Annotated in this window: 28 protein-coding genes; 3 read left to right on the forward strand and 25 right to left on the reverse strand. The window is 66.7% G+C overall.

The window, feature by feature from the left end; genetic code table 11:
• The 11 genes from rpmD to ADBZ6I_RS07580 form a co-directional block, all read right to left on the reverse strand.
• Positions 1–177 (reverse strand): 50S ribosomal protein L30 (gene rpmD, locus ADBZ6I_RS07530; RefSeq protein WP_526382479.1); only part of this gene is annotated, 177 nt, incomplete at its 3' end.
• Between the two features lie 2 nt (positions 178–179).
• Complete coding sequence (gene rpsE, locus ADBZ6I_RS07535) at positions 180–890, reverse strand: 30S ribosomal protein S5 (RefSeq protein WP_526382437.1); 711 nt, start codon at positions 888–890, stop codon at positions 180–182.
• Between the two features lie 39 nt (positions 891–929).
• Complete coding sequence (gene rplR, locus ADBZ6I_RS07540) at positions 930–1298, reverse strand: 50S ribosomal protein L18 (RefSeq protein WP_526382481.1); 369 nt, start codon at positions 1296–1298, stop codon at positions 930–932.
• Between the two features lie 35 nt (positions 1299–1333).
• On the reverse strand, positions 1334–1873 hold the full coding sequence (gene rplF, locus ADBZ6I_RS07545) for a 50S ribosomal protein L6 (protein WP_526382439.1): 540 nt from the start codon (positions 1871–1873) through the stop codon (positions 1334–1336).
• Positions 1874–1894: 21 nt separating this feature from the next.
• Positions 1895–2293, reverse strand: a complete 399-nt coding sequence (gene rpsH, locus ADBZ6I_RS07550; RefSeq protein WP_526382441.1) for a 30S ribosomal protein S8 — start codon at positions 2291–2293, stop codon at positions 1895–1897.
• Positions 2294–2413: 120 nt separating this feature from the next.
• Positions 2414–2599, reverse strand: coding sequence for a type Z 30S ribosomal protein S14 (locus tag ADBZ6I_RS07555; RefSeq protein ID WP_047329118.1), 186 nt, complete (start codon positions 2597–2599; stop codon positions 2414–2416).
• A gap of 4 nt (positions 2600–2603) precedes the next feature.
• The gene (rplE, locus tag ADBZ6I_RS07560; RefSeq protein ID WP_526382444.1) at positions 2604–3167 is read right to left on the reverse strand and encodes a 50S ribosomal protein L5; all 564 of its coding nucleotides are present in this window, start codon (positions 3165–3167) and stop codon (positions 2604–2606) included.
• Positions 3164–3487 (reverse strand): 50S ribosomal protein L24, encoded by a 324-nt coding sequence (rplX, locus tag ADBZ6I_RS07565; RefSeq protein WP_526382446.1) that lies wholly within the window; start codon positions 3485–3487, stop codon positions 3164–3166. Before rplX ends, rplE begins: the two co-directional genes overlap by 4 nt.
• Entirely contained in the window at positions 3488–3856 is a 369-nt protein-coding gene (gene rplN / locus ADBZ6I_RS07570) for a 50S ribosomal protein L14 (protein ID WP_313675097.1), read from the reverse strand.
• Between the two features lie 259 nt (positions 3857–4115).
• A complete protein-coding gene (locus ADBZ6I_RS07575) occupies positions 4116–5000 on the reverse strand; it encodes a formylglycine-generating enzyme family protein (protein WP_526382448.1) in 885 nt (294 codons plus the stop codon).
• 61 nt (positions 5001–5061) lie between these two features.
• The gene (locus tag ADBZ6I_RS07580; RefSeq protein WP_526382450.1) at positions 5062–7410 is read right to left on the reverse strand and encodes an arylsulfatase; all 2349 of its coding nucleotides are present in this window, start codon (positions 7408–7410) and stop codon (positions 5062–5064) included.
• A gap of 107 nt (positions 7411–7517) precedes the next feature.
• Between ADBZ6I_RS07580 and ADBZ6I_RS07585 the strand changes: the two genes are divergently transcribed.
• Positions 7518–8189: a LuxR C-terminal-related transcriptional regulator gene (locus tag ADBZ6I_RS07585; RefSeq protein ID WP_526382452.1), complete on the forward strand. Its 672-nt coding sequence runs from the start codon at positions 7518–7520 to the stop codon at positions 8187–8189.
• Here the strand turns inward: ADBZ6I_RS07585 and ADBZ6I_RS07590 are convergent.
• The 14 genes from ADBZ6I_RS07590 to rpsJ form a co-directional block, all read right to left on the reverse strand.
• Complete coding sequence (locus tag ADBZ6I_RS07590; RefSeq protein ID WP_526382454.1) at positions 8186–8590, reverse strand: ATP-binding protein; 405 nt, start codon at positions 8588–8590, stop codon at positions 8186–8188. The genes ADBZ6I_RS07585 and ADBZ6I_RS07590 overlap by 4 nt on opposite strands.
• A gap of 61 nt (positions 8591–8651) precedes the next feature.
• Positions 8652–9068, reverse strand: coding sequence for an ATP-binding protein (locus tag ADBZ6I_RS07595; protein WP_526382456.1), 417 nt, complete (start codon positions 9066–9068; stop codon positions 8652–8654).
• Positions 9055–9396, reverse strand: coding sequence for an STAS domain-containing protein (locus tag ADBZ6I_RS07600; RefSeq protein ID WP_526382483.1), 342 nt, complete (start codon positions 9394–9396; stop codon positions 9055–9057). The genes ADBZ6I_RS07595 and ADBZ6I_RS07600 overlap by 14 nt, the downstream gene beginning before the upstream one ends.
• A 219-nt stretch (positions 9397–9615) precedes the next feature.
• On the reverse strand, positions 9616–9909 hold the full coding sequence (gene rpsQ, locus ADBZ6I_RS07605) for a 30S ribosomal protein S17 (protein WP_526382458.1): 294 nt from the start codon (positions 9907–9909) through the stop codon (positions 9616–9618).
• On the reverse strand, positions 9909–10142 hold the full coding sequence (rpmC, locus tag ADBZ6I_RS07610; RefSeq protein WP_526382460.1) for a 50S ribosomal protein L29: 234 nt from the start codon (positions 10140–10142) through the stop codon (positions 9909–9911). The genes rpsQ and rpmC overlap by 1 nt, the downstream gene beginning before the upstream one ends.
• Positions 10142–10558, reverse strand: a complete 417-nt coding sequence (rplP, locus tag ADBZ6I_RS07615; protein ID WP_133694261.1) for a 50S ribosomal protein L16 — start codon at positions 10556–10558, stop codon at positions 10142–10144. The genes rpmC and rplP overlap by 1 nt, the downstream gene beginning before the upstream one ends.
• 7 nt (positions 10559–10565) lie before the next feature.
• Positions 10566–11474, reverse strand: a complete 909-nt coding sequence (gene rpsC, locus ADBZ6I_RS07620; protein ID WP_526382463.1) for a 30S ribosomal protein S3 — start codon at positions 11472–11474, stop codon at positions 10566–10568.
• Positions 11474–11932: a 50S ribosomal protein L22 gene (rplV, locus tag ADBZ6I_RS07625; protein ID WP_526382465.1), complete on the reverse strand. Its 459-nt coding sequence runs from the start codon at positions 11930–11932 to the stop codon at positions 11474–11476. Before rplV ends, rpsC begins: the two co-directional genes overlap by 1 nt.
• Entirely contained in the window at positions 11929–12210 is a 282-nt protein-coding gene (gene rpsS, locus ADBZ6I_RS07630) for a 30S ribosomal protein S19 (protein WP_064283843.1), read from the reverse strand. The genes rplV and rpsS overlap by 4 nt, the downstream gene beginning before the upstream one ends.
• A gap of 13 nt (positions 12211–12223) precedes the next feature.
• Positions 12224–13063, reverse strand: coding sequence for a 50S ribosomal protein L2 (gene rplB, locus ADBZ6I_RS07635; RefSeq protein WP_526382467.1), 840 nt, complete (start codon positions 13061–13063; stop codon positions 12224–12226).
• Positions 13064–13092: 29 nt separating this feature from the next.
• Positions 13093–13395, reverse strand: a complete 303-nt coding sequence (gene rplW / locus ADBZ6I_RS07640) for a 50S ribosomal protein L23 (protein WP_526382469.1) — start codon at positions 13393–13395, stop codon at positions 13093–13095.
• Positions 13395–14078, reverse strand: coding sequence for a 50S ribosomal protein L4 (gene rplD / locus ADBZ6I_RS07645; RefSeq protein ID WP_526382471.1), 684 nt, complete (start codon positions 14076–14078; stop codon positions 13395–13397). Before rplD ends, rplW begins: the two co-directional genes overlap by 1 nt.
• The gene (rplC, locus tag ADBZ6I_RS07650) at positions 14078–14761 is read right to left on the reverse strand and encodes a 50S ribosomal protein L3 (protein WP_526382473.1); all 684 of its coding nucleotides are present in this window, start codon (positions 14759–14761) and stop codon (positions 14078–14080) included. Before rplC ends, rplD begins: the two co-directional genes overlap by 1 nt.
• Before the next feature lie 15 nt (positions 14762–14776).
• Positions 14777–15082 (reverse strand): 30S ribosomal protein S10, encoded by a 306-nt coding sequence (gene rpsJ, locus ADBZ6I_RS07655; RefSeq protein ID WP_003883485.1) that lies wholly within the window; start codon positions 15080–15082, stop codon positions 14777–14779.
• Between the two features lie 506 nt (positions 15083–15588).
• On the opposite strand from rpsJ, the gene ADBZ6I_RS07660 reads away from it, so the two are divergent.
• Positions 15589–17931 carry a CHASE domain-containing protein gene (locus tag ADBZ6I_RS07660; RefSeq protein WP_526382475.1) on the forward strand — a complete coding sequence of 781 codons (2343 nt, stop codon included), beginning with the start codon at positions 15589–15591 and terminating at the stop codon, positions 17929–17931.
• Positions 17932–18176: 245 nt separating this feature from the next.
• On the forward strand, positions 18177–18657 hold a 481-nt coding region (locus ADBZ6I_RS07665; RefSeq protein ID WP_526382477.1), incomplete at its 3' end, for a hypothetical protein.

The raw sequence follows: 18657 nt of genomic DNA on the forward strand, positions 1-18657 counted from the left end.
GACCTCCTCAACTTCGACGAGGTGATGCACGACGTTGATCAGCCCGCGGGTCTGCGGGTTGTCTTCGCGGACCACCGACTGGCGAATCTTCTTCAGGCCCAGCGTCCGCAGGGTCTCACGCTGATTCCAGCGCGCCCCCACGGTGCCGCGCACCTGAGTGATCTTGAGTTCTGCCATTTCTATGCGCTTCCTTCAGCGGCCACGACGGCATGCCGTGCCGCGGCTTCGCTCTCGCGACGCGCCTTCAGCATGCCGGCCGGGGCGACATCTTCGATGGGCAGACCGCGACGGGCGGCCACCTCTTCGGGACGCTGCAGCATCTTCAGCGCGGCAACGGTGGCATGCACCACGTTGATCGCGTTGTCGCTGCCCAGCGACTTGGCCAGCACGTCGTGCACGCCGGCGCATTCCAGCACCGCGCGGCAGGCGCCACCGGCGATGACGCCGGTACCGGGGCTGGCCGGGCGCAGCATGACCACACCCGCGGCGGCCTCACCCTGAACCGGGTGGACGATGGTGCTGCCGATCAGCGGGACGCGGAAGAAGTTCTTGCGGGCTTCCTCCACACCCTTGGCGATGGCGGCGGGCACCTCTTTGGCCTTGCCGTAGCCCACGCCCACCATGCCGTGGCCGTCACCGACGATCACCAGGGCGGTGAAGCTGAACCGGCGGCCGCCCTTGACCACCTTGGAGACGCGGTTGATGGTGACGACGCGCTCCAGGTACTGGCTCTTCTCGCCGCCGTCACGGCCGCCGCGGCCGCCGCGATCATCGCGGCGCCCACGATCACCGCGTCCGCCGCGATCACCACGGTCACCGCGGTCGTCGCGGCTGCCTGCGGTCACGGTGGCGGCCTCCGCGGCCACGGGAGCCGAAGTCTGCTCCGCCATTTACGCGGTCCTTCCGTTGAGCTCAAAGCTGTGCATGATCTAGAACCTCAATCCGTTCTCGCGGGCGGCGTCCGCCAAGGCGGCGATGCGCCCGCCGTAGGTATTGCCGCCGCGGTCGAACACCACGGCCTCGATGCCGGCGGCCTTAGCGCGCGCGGCGATCAGCTGACCGACGCGAACGGCATGGGCCTTCTTGTCGCCCTCGACCGCACGGACGTCGGCCTCGATCGACGAAGCCGCGGCCAGCGTGGTGCCGTTGGCGTCGTTGACCAACTGCACGTGGATGTGCCGCGAGGAGCGGTTGACCACCAGGCGCGGACGCTGCGCGGTGCCGACCACCTTCTTGCGCAGCCGGTTGTGCCGGCGAAGCCGGGATGCCCGGCGGGCCGCCGACACCGTGGTGCCGATCGGCGCGCGATCGATCGTCTCTGTCTGCGCCATGTCTACTTACCTGTCTTTCCGACCTTGCGACGGATCTGCTCGCCTTCGTAGCGAACGCCCTTGCCCTTGTACGGGTCCGGGCGACGCAGGCGGCGGATGACCGCCGAGATCTGTCCGACCTTCTGCTTGTCGATGCCCGACACCGAGAACTTCGTCGGTGCCTCCACCGCGAAGGTGATGCCGTCGGGTGGCTCGATGACGACCGGGTGGCTGAAGCCCAAGGCGAACTCGAGGTTGCTGCCCTTCTGCTGCACGCGGTAGCCGACGCCGAAGATCTCCATCTTGTTGGTGTAACCCTCGGTGACACCGGTGATCAGGTTGGCCACCAGGGTCCGCGACAGACCGTGCAGCGAACGGCTGCGCCGCTCGTCATCCGGACGGGTCACCACGATGGCGCCGTCGTCGTTGCGGGCCACCGAGATCGGTTCGGCCACTTCGAGTTGCAGGGCGCCTTTGGGGCCCTTGACCGACACCGTCTGGCCATCGATCGTCACATCGACACCGGCGGGAACCGGTACCGGCTGCTTACCAATACGCGACATAAGCCTGCTAATCCTTTCCGGCTACCACACGTACGCGAGGACTTCGCCGCCCACGCCCTCACGGGCGGCCTGGCGGTCGGTCTTCAGGCCGGCGGAAGTGGAGATGATCGCCACGCCCAGGCCACCGAGCACCCGGGGCAGACCGGTGGACTTGGCGTAGACCCGCAGGCCGGGCTTGGAGACCCGGCGCAGACCGGCGAGGCTGCGCTCCCGGTTGGGGCCGTACTTGAGCTTGACCACCAGCGCCTTGCCCACCCGGGCATCCTCGGTGCGGAAGTCGCTGATGTAGCCCTCATTCTTGAGGATCTCGGCGATGTTGGCCTTGATCTTCGAATGGGGCAGGGACACTTCGTCGTGATACGCCGAGTTGGCGTTGCGCAGACGCGTCAAGAAGTCTGCGATCGGGTCCGTCATCGTCATCGAGCGCTGCTCCTCTTCTTCGCTACGCTCAGTATCGTCGTCATCGCGGTCATGACCGGGACTGTCTACCTTCCTCGCAGCGGTTCCCGGAAGGGCCTGCTGCGCCAGTGAATTCGAGTATTACCAGCTGGACTTCTGCACACCCGGCAGTTCGCCGGCGTGCGCCATCTCGCGAAGGCAGATACGGCACAGGCCGAACTTGCGGTACACCGCGTGCGGGCGACCGCACCTGTTGCAGCGCGTATAGGCCCGCACCGCGAACTTCGGCTTCTTGTTGGCCTTGTTGACCAGAGCCTTCTTTGCCATCTGCTCAGTTCTCCTTGAACGGGAAGCCCAGCGCCCTCAACAGCGCACGTCCCTCGTCGTCGTTCGTCGCCGAGGTGACGACGGTGATGTCCATGCCACGCGGCCGGTCGATGGAATCCACATCGATCTCGTGGAACACCGACTGCTCGGCCAGCCCGAAGGTGTAGTTGCCGTGTCCGTCGAACTGCTTGGGGCTCAGGCCCCGGAAGTCGCGGATACGCGGCAGCGCAATGGAGACCAGCCGATCCAGGAACTCCCACATCCGGTCGCCGCGCAGGGTTACCCGCGCGCCGATCGGCATGCCCTCGCGCAGCTTGAACTGCGCGATGGACTTGCGGGCCTTGCGGATCTCCGGCTTCTGGCCGGTGATGAGGGCCAGGTCGTTGACCGCGCCGTTGATCAGCTTCGCGTCACGGGCGGCGTCGCCGACACCCATGTTGACGACGACCTTGACCACGCCCGGGATCTGCATCACGTTGGCGTAGTTGAACTCGTTGTTCAGCGCGTCCTTGATCTCAGCGCGGTAGCGCTGCTTCAGCCGCGGCTGAACCTTCTCAGCTGTGCTCATGCCTTGATGTCCTTGCCATTGCGCTTGGAAATGCGGACGCGCTTGCCGGTCTCCTCGTCGACGCGGTAGCCGATCCGGGTGGGGGTGCCGTCGGAGTCGACGACCATCACGTTCGAGACGTGGATCGGCGCCTCCTGGGTGACGATGCCGCCCGAGGACGCGCCGCGCTCATTGGCCGAATTCGCGGTGTGCTTCTTGATCCGGTTGACGCCCTCGACGAGGACACGGTTGCGATCCGGGAAGGCCTGGATGACCTTGCCCTTGGCGCCCTTGTCCTTTCCGGAGATCACCAGAACGGTGTCGCCCTTGTGGACCTTCATCTACAGCACCTCCGGGGCCAGCGAGACGATCTTCATGAAGCGCTTCTCGCGCAACTCGCGGCCGACCGGGCCGAAGATGCGGGTACCGCGCGGGTCGTTGTCGTTCTTGATGATCACCGCGGCGTTCTCGTCGAACTTGATGTAGCTGCCGTCCGGGCGGCGACGCTCCTTGACGGTGCGCACCACCACGGCCTTGACCACGTCACCACGCTTGACGTTGCCGCCGGGGATGGCGTCCTTGACGGTGGCCACGATGATGTCGCCGATGCCGGCGTAGCGCCGCGACGAGCCGCCGAGCACGCGGATGCACAGGATCTCCTTGGCACCGGTGTTATCGGCGACCTTGAGCCGCGATTCCTGCTGAATCACCAGATCTCCCTCAGTTGTGCACGCGCGGACAAACATTTCTGCGCAGCCGCAAAAAAACCCTCGTCGTGCTTGGTCTTGTTCCCCGAGGGCACGCGGGGCCTGCGTGGGAAACGAACTCACACGCCAGCCGAGGTCTGCCCCAGGCAACCCCCAAATACTAGGTGACTGGCACCCCGCCAGCCAAATCGGGCTGGGTCGGGCTAGGTCGGACTGCCTCGCTCCTCCTCCGCCTCGTCCGTCGGCGGCATCGTCGGCTCGGCTAGCGGCTGACCACGCAGCGGAACCCGATATGGGTGGTCGAGCTGTCCTGAGATTGCGGCGAGCGGGCTGCGGGCCGGAACCGGTGGCAGTACTCCGGCGCGCACAGGTGCGAGCCGCCCTTGAGTGCCTGAGTGAGGCTGGGATCCGGTTCCACCGAAGTTGGGCAGCACGACTTCGACGAACCGTCGAGCGCGTGCCCACGCTCGGAGTACTTGGTGGTGGTCCACTCCCAGACATTGCCGATCATGTCGACCAGCCCGAAGGCGTTCGGCGGGAAAGTGCCCACCGGGGAGGTGCCGACCCAGCCCAGCGCGCCGTGGTTGAGGTACGGGAATCGGCCCTGCCAGGTGTTGGCCATCAGCTGGCCGTCAAGCCGGGGCTCCTCGCCCCAGGAGTAGGCGGTCTGCCCGCCGTCACCGGCGGCGTACTCGAACTCGGCCTCGGTGGGCAGCCGACGCCCGGCCCAGGCGGCGTAGGCCCCGGCGTCGGGATAGGCGACCTGCACGACGGGGTGGTCGTCGCGGCCGGCGATGTCGCTGCCCTCGCCGTAGGGCTTGCGCCAGTGCGCGCCGGGGGCCCAGTCCCACCACTGCCGCCAGTCGCCGAGGTTGACCGGCCCGCGGGTGGGCCGGAACACCAGCGCGCCGGGCAGCAGGTCCTCCTCGGCGACGCCGGGGTACAGCGCCGGGTCCAGCGGACGCTCGGCGACAGTGACGTAGCCGGTCTCGGCGATGAAGGCGGCGAACTGGGCGTTGGTCACCGGGTGGCGTTCGATGGCAAACGCCCCGACGGTGGCGGTGTGGATCGGCCCTTCCTCGGGGTAGAAACTCGTCGAGCCCATCTGGAACGATCCGCCGGGCAGATCCACGAGGTCGGTCAGCATATGATCAGGCTAAGCCACCGCGTCCCGGAGCCACTCAGTCGCGGGCCACTTTGCCCGGGGCTTAGTCCCGAGCGAAGGCCAGCGCGATCTCCCGTTCCCGGTCGAGGTAGGGCGTGCCGGAGACGTCGGCGACCACTTTGGCGATGCTGCCGCCGGTGAACGGGAACGGTGCGGCGTACCGGCTGCTCACCGCCTGCCCGCTGTTTCGGCCGACCTGCACACCGCCCCCGGAGAGCCCGAAGGTGATCGGGTGGGCGCGCACGTCGGCCAGCGTGGCGACGACCGCGTCGTCGACGTAGAGCGACACCGTCCCCAGTGGGGTGTGGCTGCCCTCGACGGTGCCGGTGCGCTCGTAACGCACGCCCACCAGGTGCCGACCCGACGGAATCGGGTCCGGGGCGCTCACCGCCTGCTCGACCTCCCCCATGAAGTTGTAGACGTAACTGAGCCGCCCGTCGTCGACGAAAAGCACATGCCCGCCGTGCCCGGCGCCCTGCTTGAACAGCACCCCGCGGGCGTCGTCGCCGACGGTGACATCGGCCAGAACCGAGAAGGACATGCCGCGCGGTTCGACCATCGCGCCCAACCCGACCGGGGCCAGGCCCGGGTAGTAGGTGAAGGTCTTGCGTCCGGCGGTCAGGGTGGGCCGGAACCGGGTGATCGCCTCCAGCATGTTGAGGTCACCCAACGGCAGCCCGTTGTACTTGGCGGCCTCGGAGAACCACAGCGCCGTGAGTTCGTCGAGCTTGCCGGGCTGATCGGCGGCCAGGTCGTGGCACTGACTGCGGTCGGCGGCGATGTGGAACAGCTCCCAGCGGTCGTCGGCGAAGTGTCCCCACCCCGCCGGGCTGGCCGGGTGCACGCTGTTGGCGAACCAGCCGTTATGCCAGATACCGCGAGTGCCCAGCATCGCGTAGAACTGGGTGCTCTTACCGGTGTCGGCGTCTGGATTATTCAGTGCCGCGGCGAAACTCGTGCCCTCCAGGGGACGCTGCTGCACCCCGCCGACAGTCTCGGGCGGCGTGATGCCCAGTAGCTCGTAGACGGTCGGGGTGACGTCGGCGACATTGATGTAGTGATCGCGCACTTCGCCGTGCGCGGAGATGCCGGCCGGCCAGGAGACGATCGCGGTGTCGGCGATGCCGCCCTCGTGGGAGGCGTAGCGCTTGAACAGCTTGTAGGGCGTGTTGAACGCCATCGCCCAGCCGATCGGATAGTGGTTGTAGGTCGCCGGGCCGCCGAGTTCGTCGTAGAACCGCAGGCTGTCCTCGACAGTGTCGAGATAGCCGTTGAAGAACTTGATCTCGTTGACCGAACCGTTGGGGCCGCCCTCACCGCTGGCGCCGTTGTCGGAGATCACCACGATGACGGTGTTGTCGAGTTGGCCGGATTCCTCCAGATAGTCCAGCACCCGGCCGATCTGGGCGTCGGTGTAGGACAGGAAGCCGGCGAACACCTCGGCCATCCGGGCGAACAGCCGCTTCTCGGAGTCGTTGAGGGAGTCCCACGGCCGCACGGTGTCCTGCACCGGCCAAGGTTGGCCGTCCGGCCCGGTGACGTCGGCGTAGGGGTTGACCGGCGACAGTTCGGTGTCCGGCGGCACCACGCCGAGTCTCTTCTGGTTCTCCAGCACGATGTCGCGGTAGCGCTCGTAGCCCATGTCGAACCGGCCGGCGTAGCGGTCGGCCCATTCTGTGAAGACGTGGTGCGGGGCGTGACCGGCGCCGGGGCACAGGTAGGTGAACCAGGGCTTGTCCGGCGCGATCACCTTGGAGTCGCGGATGAACTCGATGGTCTTGTCGGCCAGGTCCGCCGACAGGTGATAGCCGTCCTCCGGGGTGCCGGGCGGGTCCACGGGATGGTTGTCGTAGACCAGATCGGGATACCACTGATCGGTCTCGCCGCCGAGGAATCCGTAGAACCGTTCGAAGCCGCGGGCCAGCGGCCAATGCCGTTTGGTGGCAGCCAGATTTGACTCCTCCAGCGGAGTGAGATGCCACTTTCCCACGCAGTAGGTGTTGTAGCCGTGCTCCAGCAGGACCTCCGACAGCAGCGCGGCGTCGTCGGGGATGCGGCCCGAGCAGTTCGGGAAGCCGTCGGTGAACTCCTCGACGGTCGCCATGCCGACACTGGTGGGATTGCGCCCGGTCAGCAGCGCGGCACGCGTCGGCGAGCACAGGGCGGTGGTGTGAAACTGCGACAGCCGCACCCCGCGCTCGGCGATCCGGGTCATCGCCGGCATCTCGACCAGCCCGCCGAAGCAGTCCCACGTCGCGATGCCCACGTCGTCCCAGACCAGGTACAGCACGTTGGGGGCGTTGTCCGGCGCGGCGGGCGGCAGGAACGGCGCCCAATCCGCTTGGGAATCGCGGATGTCGAGGGCGATCTTGCCGGTGAACTCAGCAGCCATGCAGTCCGACGTTACCGGTCACGCGCAGCCGATGCCGATGTGGAATCGGAGAGTAGACTTCGCACTTCGATAACAGTCCGCGTTGAATGCCAGGGGGTCCGCCCGACGTGTCGGCAACAGTCTCGGCGCTGCCGGCCGGTACGCACGTCGTAATCGTCGACGACGGCAGGTTGGATCGCGAGTGCCTAGCTGCCAATCTTTCCGACCGTGGGGTCTCTGCCACCGTGGCCTGGGATCTGCCGTCTCTGCTGAGCGAAATGGACCGGACGGCACCGGCTGTGATTCTGCTCAACATCGGCACGCCCGACAGCAGCACCCTGCTGCAGTTAGGCATCGACCTCAACGGTGGCACCCGCGTCATCGTGTACGGCCTGACGACCGAGCGTGAGTCGGAGATCGTCGCGTGTGCCGAATCCGGTGTGGCGGGCCTGCACCTGCGCACCGAATCGTTCGACCACCTGGTGACCTTGATCCGCAGCGCGGGCGGCGGGCAGGCTCAGTGCTCGCCGGATGTTTCGGGGATTTTGATGCGTCGGGTGTACGCCTTTGCAGCACAGGCGAATCCGGACATAACAACCGATGCGCTGACGCCGCGCGAGATCGAAATTCTCGAACTCGTCGAGCAGGGCTTGACCAATCAGCAGATCGCCTCGCGGCTGTCGCTGACCCTGCACACGGTGAAGAACCACGTGCACAACCTGCTCAGCAAGCTGGGTGTGGGCTCCCGCAGCGAGGCGGTCAGCGTCTTCCGGGCGTCGAAGTACACCAACCCGGGTTAGGCGAACCGCTTACTGACCAGCAGCCAGTGGTTGGCCCACCCGCGGATGTAATCCAATCGGTGAAGAACGGCATTGGCTAGTGCCAGTCCGCGACCGCTCTCGGCCATCTGTTCGGGCATGGCGGCACTGGTCAGGTCGATCTGCGCCGGGGATCCGTGGTCGGTGAAGAAGACCCGCACCTCGTCGCGCAGCACGAGAACTTCGAAGCGCAGCCGGACAGGACCCCCCTGCGCGGCGTGCTCGATGATGTTGGCGCCGATCTCCCCGACGGCGATCGCGACCTGCGTACGCACCGGAAGGGGCACATGGCCGTGAGTCGACCACATCCGCTCAAGCATGGTGCCGATCTCGTCGAGGGCTGCGAAGCCGGTCATCGTCTCGAGGACTCCCGGTTTAGCCATGGTGTCAATTCTGGCTCGGGTGCGAGGCCCACGGACATGGACTATTGGAGCCAACCGAGAGCTAGATCGCTGTGCTGAATCGCTTGTGTAGCGTCCACTCGTTGCACGTTGTGCGGCGGTAGGACAGTTCATCAAGAACGGCCTGCGCCAACGGCAGACCGCGACCACGTTCGGCCATGTCGTCAGGCATGCTCACCGCATCCAGGTTGACCTCGGCGGGGGCGCCGTCGTCGACGAAATCTATCCGAACCGCGTCGGTCAATACCGACACCGTCATCCGGATGTTGACCACCTGGCCCTTCGCCGTGTGCTCAACGATATTGGCGGCGATCTCGCTGGCCGCGATGCCCATATGAAGCCGCACGGGGGGCGGCACTTCTGCGTGCACAGACCAGGTGCGCTCGAGGAATTCCTCGATCTCCTCGAGCGCGTGCGGTCCCGCCTTCGTCTCCAGCACAGCCAAATCAGTCCGCGTCATCGAATGCTTCGCCGGCGGATACATACGACTTGAGTACCCGGTTGAGATTGGTCAGCTCCAGCACCGCGGTCGCCTGCTCTCCGGCCGCGGCGATGCGAAGATCCCCACCGCTTTGCCGGGCGGCCTTCAGACCAGAGATCAGGGCACCCAATCCGGACGAGTCGATGGTGTCCACACCGGAGAGGTCCACCACAATGCGGTTCTTGCCGCTTCTGATGATGGAATGCAGTTGCTCACGCAGATCGGGGGCGGCGACCATGTTCAGACGACCCTCCGGTCGGAGCACCACAACGCCGGAGTCAGTGTTCCGCGTTGGATAATCGGCCATCGCAAGTACCCCTTCACCCACTGTCGCCCCGGTGGGCATTGCTGGCAAATTGTACGGCAGTCCCAGGCCGTTCCCCGCCAGATGAGCAGGTGGCGGGGCGCAGATTTCGTCAAATCTGCACAGCACAATGCCCGGCCGCCGGGTGCTGGTGGACACAAGACCGAAACACCAGGCGCCCACCGCGATGCGGTGGGCGCCTGGGTGACGTTGCGGCGAAGGCTACTTGGCCCGCTCGAGGACCTCGACCAGACGCCAGCGCTTGGTGGCCGACAGCGGCCGGGTCTCCATCAGCGAGACGCGGTCGCCGATGCCGGCGGTGCCGGCCTCGTCGTGCGCCTTGACCTTCTTGGTGGTCCGGATGATCTTGCCGTACTTCGGGTGCTGCACGCGCGACTCGAGCTCGACGACGATGGTCTTCTCCATCTTGTCGCTGACCACGTAGCCGATCGCCGTCTTGCGGCGACCCCGCGGCTTCTCGGTAGCCGGGGTGTTCTTCGAACCTGTTTCAGCCATTACGAATCCTCACCACCGGGCCCGGCGGCCAGACCCAGTTCACGTTCACGCAACACCGTGTAGATACGCGCAATCTCCTGTCGGACAACCCGCAGCCGGCGGTTGTTGGACAGCTGTCCGGTGGCCATCTGGAAGCGCAGGTTGAACAGCTCTTCCTTGCCCTGCCGGAGCTTGTCGGTCAATTCGTCGTCGGTCAGCTCACGCAGCTCACCGGCATTGACGCCCACTGCCATCAGAACTGCTCCTCTCGGGTCACGATGCGCGCCTTGATCGGCAGCTTATGGATCGCACGGGTCAGCGCTTCGCGCGCGATCTTCTCGTCGGGGTAGCTCAGCTCAAAGAGCACCCGGCCGGGCTTGACGTTGGACACCCACCACTCGGGTGAGCCCTTGCCCGAGCCCATCCGGGTTTCGGCCGGCTTCTTGGTCAGCGGACGGTCCGGGAAGATGTTGATCCACACCTTGCCACCACGCTTGATGTGGCGGTTGATGGCGATACGGGCGGACTCGATCTGCCGGTTGGTGACATAGGCGTGCTCCAGAGCCTGGATGCCGTAGTCACCGAAGGTCACGCTGGTGCCACCGCTGGCAATACCACGCTGCTTGGGGTGGTGTTGCTTGCGGTGCTTGACCCTGCGGGGAATCAACATGTGTCACTCACTCCTGGAGTTGGTCGGGGGTGAGATCGCTCTTGTCAGCACGGCTTTCCTGGCCGTCAACAGCGTTGTTCTCGTAAATGACCTGGACAGTGGTTTCCACGGGCGCGGGGATGACCGCTTCCGCGACCGGGGTGGCTTCCTCGGTGGCGGCGCGGCCGGCCTCGGTGCTGGTCGCGGTGGTGCCCGACGAGCCGCTGCGGCGCGGACGGGTGGCCGACGACGGACGGTCCCGGCGCGGCCGGTCACCGGCGGGCACGGCGGCGGTCAGCTCACGCTTACCACCGACCACGTCGCCCTTGTAGATCCACACCTTCACGCCGATCCGCCCGAAGGTGGTCTTGGCCTCGTAGAGGCCGTAGTCGATGTCGGCGCGCAGCGTGTGCAGGGGCACGCGGCCCTCGCGGTAGAACTCCGAGCGGCTCATCTCCGCACCACCGAGACGACCGGAGCACTGCACCCGGATGCCCTTAACGTTGGGCTGGCGCATGGCCGACTGGATGGCCTTGCGCATCGCACGGCGGAACGCCACGCGATTGCTCAGCTGCTCGGCGACGCCCTGCGCCACCAGCTGGGCCACCGATTCGGGGCTCTTGACCTCGAGGATGTTCAGCTGCACCTGCTTGCCGGTGAGCTTCTCCAGGTCGGCGCGGATGCGGTCGGCCTCGGTGCCGCGGCGGCCGATGACGATGCCCGGACGAGCGGTGTGGATATCGACACGGACTCGGTCGCGAGTCCGCTCGATCTCGACGTCGGCGATGCCGGCGCGCTCCAGGCCGCTGGCGAGCAACCGCCGGATGGCCACGTCTTCCTTGACGTAGTCGGCGTACTGCTTATCGGCGTACCACCGGGACTTCCAGTCGGTGGTGATACCGAGGCGGAAGCCGTGGGGATTGATTTTCTGGCCCACTACTGCGAGCCTCCCTTCTTCTTCGCGGTCGCCTTGCTGCCTTCAGCACGACGCGAACGCGTCGACTGTCCGGCGCGCTGGTCGCGCGGCGGACGGCTTTCCACGACCACGGTGATGTGGGTGGTTCGCTTGCGGATTCGGTAGGCGCGGCCCTGGGCACGCGGCCGGATGCGCTTGGCGGTCGGGCCCTCGTCGGCGTAGACGGTGGCGACCACCAGGGTGCGCGGGTCGAGGCCGTTGTTGTTCTGGGCGTTGGCCGCCGCGCTGGCGATCACCTTGGCGACCGGCTCGCTGGCGCCCTGCGGCGCCCAGCGCAGGATGTCGAGGGCATCCTCGACCGACTTACCGCGGACCAGGTTGATCACCCGGCGCGCCTTGCTCGCCGAGAACGGCAGGTACCGCGCAACGGCGGTCGCCGAGGGGAATTCAGGCTGCGTCTTCGTCGTCGTGGTGCTCATCGCCGCTTCGCTTTCCGGTCGTCCTTGATGTGGCCCTTGAACGTCCGCGTCGGGGCGAACTCGCCCAGCTTGTGGCCGACCATCGCCTCGGTCACGAACACCGGCACATGCTTGCGCCCGTCATGGACGGCGAAGGTGTGGCCGATGAAGTCCGGGATGATGGTCGAACGACGCGACCAGGTCTTGATGACCTGCTTGGTGTTCTTGTCGTTCTGGACGTCGACCTTCTTGAGCAGATGGTCGTCGACGAACGGACCCTTCTTGAGGCTGCGTGGCATTTTCTACTCCCGCCTAGCGCTTGTTCTTGCCGGTGCGACGGCGTCGGACGATGAGCTTGTCGCTCGGCTTGTTCGGCTTGCGGGTGCGACCCTCCGGCTTGCCCCACGGGCTGACCGGGTGACGACCGCCGGAGGTCTTACCCTCACCACCACCATGCGGGTGGTCGACCGGGTTCATCACCACACCGCGGACGGTCGGGCGCTTGCCCTTCCACCGCATACGGCCGGCTTTGCCCCAGTTGATGTTCGCCTGCTCGGCGTTGCCCACCTCGCCGACGGTGGCGCGGCAGCGCACGTCGACGCGACGGATTTCACCGGAGGGCATACGCAGCGCGGCGTAGGTGCCTTCCTTGCCGAGCAGCTGGATGCTGGAGCCGGCCGAGCGGGCCATCTTGGCGCCGCCGCCCGGTCGCAGCTCCACGGCGTGCACCAGGGTGCCGGCCGGGATGTTGCGCAGCGGGAGGTTGTTGCCGGGCTTGATGTCGGCGTTCGGGCCGGACTCGATCACGTCGCCCTGCTTGAGTCCCTGCGGCGCGATGATGTAGCGCTTGGTGCCGTCCAGGAAATGCAGCAGTGCAATGTTGGCGGTGCGGTTCGGGTCGTACTCGATGTGCGCGACCTTGGCGTTGACGCCGTCCTTGTCGTTGCGACGGAAGTCGATGACGCGGTAAGCGCGCTTGTGGCCACCACCCTTGTGCCGGGTGGTGATGCGGCCGTGGGCGTTACGTCCACCGGTGCTGTGCAGCGGGCGCAGCAGCGACTTCTCTGGAGTCGCGCGGGTGATCTCAGCGAAGTCGGAGACGCTGGCACCGCGGCGACCGGGGGTCGTCGGCTTGTACTTGCGAATTCCCATGATGTGTCCTTCAGGTGCTTTCTCACCGGCTAGGCCGGTGCTCCGAAGATGTCGATCGGCTTGCTGCCGGGGGCCAGGGTCACGATCGCGCGCTTGGTGTCCTTGCGCTTGCCGTAGCCGTACCGGGTGCGCTTGCGCTTGCCCTGCCGGTTGGCCGTGTTCACCGACTCCACCGTGACCGCGAAGATCTTCTCGATCGCGATCTTGATCTGCGTCTTGTTCGAGTCCGGGTGGACGAAGAACGTGTAGACGTTGTCCTCGATCAGCCCGTAGGACTTCTCCGAGATCACCGGCGCCAGGATGATGTCGCGCGGGTCAGTCACTGTCGCCATCAGGCCGACACCTCCTGCTGCTTGGTGTGGTGCTCGATGTAGGCGTTGAGCGCCTCGACGCTGAAGATCACGTCGTCGGCATTGAGCACGTCGCGGGTGTTCAACTGGTCCGGCGACAGCACGTGCACGCCGGGAAGGTTGCGCACGCTCTTGGCACCCACCTCGTCGCTGCGGCCGATGACCACCAGCACCTTGGTGTTTTTTCCGGGCGTGCGATCGGGCACCAAGGTGCCGAGGAACGACTTGGCGCTCTTGGTCGACGGGATCTGGCCGCCGACCAGCTCGGTCACCGCGTGGATCCGCTCGTTGCGGGCCCGGTCGGACAGCGCCCCGCGCAGCGCGGCGGCGATCATCTTCTTCGGGGTCCGCTGGCTGTAATCACGCGGCTGCGGGCCGTGCACCGTGCCACCGCCGGTGAACTGCGGGGCGCGGGTCGAACCCTGACGGGCGCGGCCGGTGCCCTTCTGGCGGTACGGCTTCTTGCCGCCGCCGGAAACCATGGCGCGCGTCTTGGTGGCGTGGGTGCCCTGCCGCTTGGCGGCCAGCTGCGCCGTCACCACCTGGTGCATCAGCGCGATGTTGGGCTCCACGTCGAACAGCTCCGCGGGCAGCTCAACGCTGCCACGAATGGTGCCGTCCGGGCTCTGCACGGGGATGTTTCGGACATCCGTCTTCGCTGTCATTACTTCTCACCTCGTTTGGCCTCGCCACGTTTGACCGAAGTGCGAACCATCACCAGGCCGCCGGTGCGGCCGGGGACCGCACCCTTGATCAACAGCACGCCGTTCTCGGCGTCGACCTTGTGCACCACCAGGTTCTGGGTGGTGACGCGCTCGTTACCCATCCGGCCCGACATCCGGGTGCCCTTGAAGACACGACCCGGGGTGGAGCAGCCACCGATCGAACCGGGCCGGCGGTGCACCGCCTGGGCGCCGTGCGCGGCGCCCTGGCCACTGAAGCCGTGCCGCTTCATGGTGCCGGCGAAGCCCTTGCCCTTGGAGGTGCCGGTGACGTCGACGTAGCTGCCCTCGGCGAAGATGTCGGCGCCCAGCTCCTGGCCGACCTGGTACTCGGCGGCGGCCGCCTCGTCGTCCAGACGAAGCTCAGCCAGATGCCGGCGCGGATTGATCCCGGCGGCGGCGAACTGGCCGGTGACCGGCTTGGTGACCTTGCGCGGGCTGATCTCGCCGTACGCCAGCTGAACGGCGCTGTAGCCGTCCAGCTCAGGGGTGCGGATGCGGGTGACGACGTTCGGGCCGGCCTTGACGACCGTGACCGGAACGACGCGGTTGTTCTCGTCGAACACCTGGGTCATGCCCAGCTTCGTTCCGAGGATTCCCCGCCGTGGCTTGTTAGAGGCTGCCATTTCTCTGTCAATCCCCTACTGGATGTTCACGTCGACGCTGGCCGGCAGGTCGATGCGCATCAGCGCGTCCACCGTCTTCGGCGTCGGGTCGAGGATGTCGATGAGCCGCTTGTGAGTGCGCATCTCGAAGTGCTCCCGCGAGTCCTTGTACTTGTGCGGGGACCGGATGACGCAGTACACGTTCTTCTCGGTGGGCAGCGGCACAGGACCGACGACGCTCGCGCCGGTACGGGTGACCGTCTCCACGATTTTGCGCGCCGAGGCGTCAATGGCCTCATGGTCGTAGGCCTTGAGCCTGATGCGGATCTTCTGTCCCGCCACGCTTCTCCTACCTCACTCTTGATCGCAGCGCCCGGATTCCCGAGGCGCTGGCTGTCGCCGCCGCTGTTTACCTGTCCTGGTACACCGGCCCCCGCGGTCGGGTGTGTCACCCGCACGCAGGCCCGCTCAGGGAACACTCCCGTTGCAAGGTGGGGACCGGATGCGCCGGTGTTGGGCGCTGGTCGTACGTCCTGGGCGGCACGCACCCGAAGGCTGCGAACCCGGCTCAAGACAACCGGGACAGTATGCCTGACGATCGGTGCAGGCTCCAAATCCGGCCGGGCACGCCCGACGTCTCCCTAGGCAGGCTAATGACTTGGGTAAGGTGAGAACTTCACACCCGATCCACTGTTCAGCAGAGAGCGTGGCAGCGGCCGCGCCGGCAAACCCCGTCACCGTCGTCGTCCCCGCGAAAGGGCTGTCCGAGTTCCGTGACCGGTCAACTGAACGCGACCGCCCCGGACGCGCCTCCAGGCGGACCGGCGGGCGAGACTCTTGGCAGGTGGGTGTCCGCTGCGCGGGCGCCCCGCCGCCGCCCTGGCCGGTCCTCGGCCGTTCTCATCTCGGCTGCCGTCGCGGTCATCTACATCGTCCTCGGACTCCTTACCCTCACCCTTGGCCAGATGACCGGCCTTGCCTCGCCGATCTGGCCCGCCGCCGGGGTCGCATTCGCCGCCGCCCTGCGCTGGCGGTGGCGCGCTCTGCCGGGCGTCTTCATCGGGTCGGTCGGCACCAATGTGCTCTGGCTGACCCGGTTGGACGAGCCGGAGCCGCGAACCTGGCTCGTCGCCGCAGCGATCGGCATCGGCGCAGTTCTCGGGGCCGCCGCCGGCGTAACCCTGGTCGACCGCTTCGTCGGTCCGATTCGACGACTCGATACGCCGCGAGCGGTGATACTCACCCTGGCCCTCGGCCTCCTGGCCAGCACCATCGCCCCCACCATCGGTGTCGCGGCCCAGCTCACAACGGGATTACTCAGCACCGGCAAGGCGGCGTTCGGATGGCTGACCTGGTGGGTGGGCGACGCCATCGGGGTCACCGTGGTGGCGCCACTGGTACTGATGATGCTGCCCTCGCAAGCCGAGTACTGGTCGGGGCGGCGCTGGAAAATCGCCGTTCCGTCACTGCTGATCTCCGCAGTCCTGATGGCCGCCACCATCCAGAACCTCGCGCAGGAGCGAGCCAGGATCGACAGCGCCGTACAGCAGTTGGGCGAGCAGGCGGCCACGGACCTCGCCGCCAACATCGCGCTTCACCAGGAGGTCCTCGAAGGTCTCCGCGGCCTGGTGGACTCATCCGGCGACCTCACCGGCACCCAGTTCGACGCCTACACCGCCAACGCGCTCGACCGCTTCCCCAATCTGCAGGCCCTGTCCTGGAATCCCCTCATCACCCGTGCAGAGCTGGCCGCTTTCGAGGCACGTCAACGCGCGCAACCCGGGCTGGCGAACTTCACCGTCACCCAGCGCGACACGGACGGCAACCTGGAGCCCGCCTCACCTCGTCCCGAGTACGTCGTCGTCGCCTACATCCAGCCGATCGCGAATAACCGCAATGCTCTCGGCTTCGATATCAACTCCAACCCGGCACGAGCCGTCGCCATCGAGACCGCCCGCAATACCGGCAGGTCCACGGCGACCGGCCCTATCGACCTCGTCCAGGAGTCCGGCACACAAAAGGGCATGCTCGCGCTGCTGCCGATCTACCAGGGCGGTTCGGCTCCGGGAAGCGAGCCGGCCCGGCGGGCGGCACTGCGTGGATTCGCCGTCGGCGTTTACCGACTCAACGACATGCTGGCCGAGACGTTCCGCGGAGCCAGGTGGGACAGCGTCGGTGTGACACTCGCCGACGTCAGCAATCGTGCCGATCCGGTCGTCATCGCCGATATTGCGGCGCGGGACCCCGCCGCACCCGATCAGGTCAGTGCCGCACCGACGGCGACCACGTTGCCGCTCGACGTCTACGGGCGCGTCTGGGAACTCACGGTCCGGCCCACGAGCGCCGCGTTCACCGACAGCCGCAGTGGCGTCATGACGCTCCTGTTGCTCGCCGCGCTGGCAACGACGGTCCTGCTCGAGGCGTTCCTTCTGGTTCTCTCCGGCGTGGAGTTGCTGGCTCGCCGGCTGATGTCCGAACTCAACAGCGCCGCCCACTACGTCACCTCGATCCTTCCCCGCGACCTCGGCGCCCCGGTACCGGTCACCTCCCGCTACGTGCCCTCCAAGGAACTCGGCGGCGACAGCTTCGACTACCGATGGATCGACGGCGACCACCTCATCGCCTACCTCGTCGACGTGTCCGGCCACGGCATCGCCCCCGCGATGCTCACGGTGTCGGTGCACAACCTGATGCGCTCGGGGGCCCTCGACCACGACACTCTGCGCGATCCCAGCCGGGTCCTCGCCGAGCTCAACCGGCTATTCCAGATGGACAAGCAGGATGGCAACTACTTCACCATCTGGTACGGCGTCTACCAGCACTCCACCCGCACCCTGCAGTACGCCGGCGCCGGGCACCCGCCGGCGCTCGTCCTTACCGAAGAGGGCTCCGAACCGGTGCGCCTGCCTTCGGAATCCATGCCGATCGGAGTCTTGGAGGACACCACTTTCGAAACTCACAGCTACCGCCTGCCGCCGGACTCCGCGCTGCTGATCTACAGCGACGGCGTCTTCGACCTGACGCTGCCCGACGGCCGGCCCTGGGCCCTCGAGGGCTTCATCGACCTGTGCGCCCGCACCGCGCGCTCACCGCACTGGGCTCTCGACGACCTCGTCGATCAACTCAGGAACCGAACCGAAGACGAGAACTTCGAGGATGACTGCACCCTGGTCCTGCTCACCGTTCGCTGAAGCGCCGTAGAGTTGAGCCCGGATCGCGCGGCTGAGCCAGGCACCGCCCGTTCTGGTAACGTCAACTTTGCTATCGATGCCGAGAAACGGCATCGGTCCAGTACAACCCCATCGGTAGCCAGTTTCTATTTATTGCGGCGCACCTGGGCCATCCACCGGGGAAAGACGTGATCACCACAGTTGAAGCGGCCTTTCGCCGGATCGGGACGGGCGTCGGAGCAACCGCTGCCGCAAACGCGGCGCGGATGCTGCGAGCCGTCGCCGACAGTCGCAGCGTCCGCCGCCAGGTCGCTCAGCTCGCCGGCTTGCTCGACGAGCTCGACGTGGGCCTGGTGTCGGTGGATTCGGCCACCGATTTCGCCCACGTGAACGCCTCGGCCGCCGAACTGCTGAAAGTCCGGGCCGGCCACACCACCGCGACCGAATTCACCGACATCATGCGGCGCCTGGCCGGCGAGACCCTCAACCATGCCGACACCCGCGCCGCACTGCGCCAGTTGGAGCTCGATCCGACCGCCCAGTTGAGAACCACGTGGCTGTTTTCGCAGTCGCCGACGCACCTGGGTGTGCTGTGCAAGCCCGCGCGCTATCCCGGCTTCACCGGGCGAATCTGGGCGTTCTACGACAATTCGCCGCTGGCGCGGGCCATGGCCGCCTCCGACCGCGCGAACGCCCTGTGGCGCGCGAACACCGAGTCGATGCTCGATCCGCAAGTCCTGATGGAAG

Source organism: Mycobacterium sp. (genome assembly GCF_044342925.1).
In the GTDB taxonomy this organism is placed as follows: Bacteria; Actinomycetota; Actinomycetes; order Mycobacteriales; family Mycobacteriaceae; genus Mycobacterium.

Coding starts and splice junctions, on each gene's coding strand:
- rpsE (WP_526382437.1), bottom strand. CDS start 890: ATGGCGGAGCAGACTTCGGCTCCCGTGGCCGCGGAGGCCGCCACCGTG.
- rplF (WP_526382439.1), bottom strand. CDS start 1,873: ATGTCGCGTATTGGTAAGCAGCCGGTACCGGTTCCCGCCGGTGTCGAT.
- rpsH (WP_526382441.1), bottom strand. CDS start 2,293: ATGACGATGACGGACCCGATCGCAGACTTCTTGACGCGTCTGCGCAAC.
- ADBZ6I_RS07555 (WP_047329118.1), bottom strand. CDS start 2,599: ATGGCAAAGAAGGCTCTGGTCAACAAGGCCAACAAGAAGCCGAAGTTC.
- rplE (WP_526382444.1), bottom strand. CDS start 3,167: ATGAGCACAGCTGAGAAGGTTCAGCCGCGGCTGAAGCAGCGCTACCGC.
- rplX (WP_526382446.1), bottom strand. CDS start 3,487: ATGAAGGTCCACAAGGGCGACACCGTTCTGGTGATCTCCGGAAAGGAC.
- ADBZ6I_RS07575 (WP_526382448.1), bottom strand. CDS start 5,000: ATGCTGACCGACCTCGTGGATCTGCCCGGCGGATCGTTCCAGATGGGC.
- ADBZ6I_RS07580 (WP_526382450.1), bottom strand. CDS start 7,410: ATGGCTGCTGAGTTCACCGGCAAGATCGCCCTCGACATCCGCGATTCC.
- ADBZ6I_RS07590 (WP_526382454.1), bottom strand. CDS start 8,590: ATGGCTAAACCGGGAGTCCTCGAGACGATGACCGGCTTCGCAGCCCTC.
- ADBZ6I_RS07595 (WP_526382456.1), bottom strand. CDS start 9,068: ATGACGCGGACTGATTTGGCTGTGCTGGAGACGAAGGCGGGACCGCAC.
- ADBZ6I_RS07600 (WP_526382483.1), bottom strand. CDS start 9,396: ATGGCCGATTATCCAACGCGGAACACTGACTCCGGCGTTGTGGTGCTC.
- rpsQ (WP_526382458.1), bottom strand. CDS start 9,909: ATGGCTGAAACAGGTTCGAAGAACACCCCGGCTACCGAGAAGCCGCGG.
- rpmC (WP_526382460.1), bottom strand. CDS start 10,142: ATGGCAGTGGGCGTCAATGCCGGTGAGCTGCGTGAGCTGACCGACGAC.
- rplP (WP_133694261.1), bottom strand. CDS start 10,558: ATGTTGATTCCCCGCAGGGTCAAGCACCGCAAGCAACACCACCCCAAG.
- rplV (WP_526382465.1), bottom strand. CDS start 11,932: ATGAGCACCACGACGACGAAGACGCAGCCTGAATTCCCCTCGGCGACC.
- rpsS (WP_064283843.1), bottom strand. CDS start 12,210: ATGCCACGCAGCCTCAAGAAGGGTCCGTTCGTCGACGACCATCTGCTC.
- rplB (WP_526382467.1), bottom strand. CDS start 13,063: ATGGGAATTCGCAAGTACAAGCCGACGACCCCCGGTCGCCGCGGTGCC.
- rplW (WP_526382469.1), bottom strand. CDS start 13,395: ATGGCGACAGTGACTGACCCGCGCGACATCATCCTGGCGCCGGTGATC.
- rplD (WP_526382471.1), bottom strand. CDS start 14,078: ATGACAGCGAAGACGGATGTCCGAAACATCCCCGTGCAGAGCCCGGAC.
- rplC (WP_526382473.1), bottom strand. CDS start 14,761: ATGGCAGCCTCTAACAAGCCACGGCGGGGAATCCTCGGAACGAAGCTG.